Origin of the sequence: Nguyenibacter vanlangensis, assembly GCF_013376155.1 — a bacterium.
GTDB lineage: Bacteria > Pseudomonadota > Alphaproteobacteria > Acetobacterales > Acetobacteraceae > Gluconacetobacter > Gluconacetobacter vanlangensis.
Genome location: NZ_JABXXP010000601.1, coordinates 1 through 1695, shown reverse-complemented (window position 1 = coordinate 1695; position 1695 = coordinate 1). Strand labels below are relative to the sequence as shown.

The following is a 1695-nucleotide window of genomic DNA, read 5'->3' as shown; positions in this document are numbered from 1 at the left end:
CGCGCATGCCGGTGACCGCGCCGCGCTTCATCGCCCTGCGCCGGCTGGCGGTCATCGGCTCGGCCAGCCTGCTGACGGGCTACGGCGCGTACGAGATGAACCTGGTGCTGAACGCGACGGGCTTCTCGGTGCTGGGCGCGGTGCTGCTGGCGCTGTTCGTTCTGCTGTTCCAGTGGATCGCACTGGCCTTCACCTCGTCGGTCGGCGGGTTCGTCTCGCTGCTGCGGCGCGGCGGGCTGGGGCTGGGGATCGCGCGCGACGGCGACCTGCCGGCGCTGTCGACGCGCACCGCCCTGCTGATGCCGACCTACAACGAATCGCCGGGCCGGGTGATGGCCGGGCTGCGGGCGATGCATGACAGCCTCGCGGCCACCGGACGGCTGGACGCATTCGACATCTTCATCCTGTCGGACACCACCAACCCCGATATCTGGGTCGCCGAAGAGGCCGCGTTCCTCGCCTTCCGCGCCGAGACGGCCGGAACCGGGGGCGGGGCGGGGGGGCGCGTCTATTACCGCCGCCGGCCGGTCAACACCGAACGCAAGGCGGGCAATATCGCCGAATGGGTGCGCCGCTTCGGCGGCGCCTATCCGCAGATGGTCACGCTCGATGCCGACAGCCTGATGGATGGCGGCACCCTGGTGCGCATCACCGCGGCGATGGAGCGCCATCCCCAGGTGGGGCTGATCCAGACCCTGCCCGAGATCGTCAACGGCACCACCCTGTTCGCGCGCATGCAGCAATTCGCCGGCCGGGTCTACGGGCCGCTGATCGCCCACGGCATCGCCTGGTGGCACGGGTCCGAAGGCAATTACTGGGGCCATAACGCGGTGATCCGCACCCGGGCCTTCGCCGAGCAGGCCGGCCTGCCGCATCTGCCGGGGCGCAAGCCCTTCGGCGGCCATATCCTCAGCCACGATTTCGTCGAGGCCGCGCTGATGCGCCGCGGCGGCTGGGCGATCCACATGGTCCCGGGCCTGGCCGGCTCCTACGAGGAAAGTCCCCCCTCGCTGACCGACATCGCCATCCGCGACCGCCGCTGGTGCCAGGGCAACCTGCAGCACGCCAAGGTGCTGCGCACGCGCGGCCTGCACTGGGTCAGCCGGCTGCACATGATGATGGGCATCGGCTCCTACGTCACCTCGCCGATGTGGCTGGTCTTCCTGCTGGTCGGCATCCTGATCGCCCTGCAGACCCGCTTCCAGAAGCCGGAATATTTCGGCGACACGAAATCCCTGTATCCGAACTGGCCGCAGGTCGATCCCGAACAGGCGAAATACGTGTTCATCGGCACCATGGCCATCCTGCTGGCGCCCAAGCTGATGGCCTATGTCGCGCTGCTGTTCGACCGCCCGGCCCGGCAGGGATGCGGCGGCGCGCTGCGCGCCGGCCTGTCGGTGCTGGTCGAGACGGTCATCGGCGGGCTGGTGGCGCCGATCGCCATGCTGATCCAGACCTCGGGCGTGCTGTCGATCCTGATGGGCCAGGATTCCGGCTGGAACGCCCAGCGGCGCGACGATGGCGGCGTGCCGCTGGGCGATATCGCGCGGGCCTACTGGCGCTATATGCTGTTCGGGCTGATCCTGGGCGGCTGCGCGTGGAGCGTCTCGATCCCGCTGTTCCTGTGGATGACCCCGGTGCTGCTGGGACTGGCCTTCGCCATTCCGCTGGCGGCGGTCACGGGCGACCGCGCCG

Annotated in this window: 1 protein-coding gene; it reads left to right on the top strand. The window is 69.7% G+C overall.

The window, feature by feature from the left end; all coding sequences use genetic code 11:
• The coding region (gene mdoH / locus HUK84_RS17125; protein ID WP_176641340.1) for a glucans biosynthesis glucosyltransferase MdoH at window positions 1–1695 on the top strand (1695 nt) is incomplete at both ends.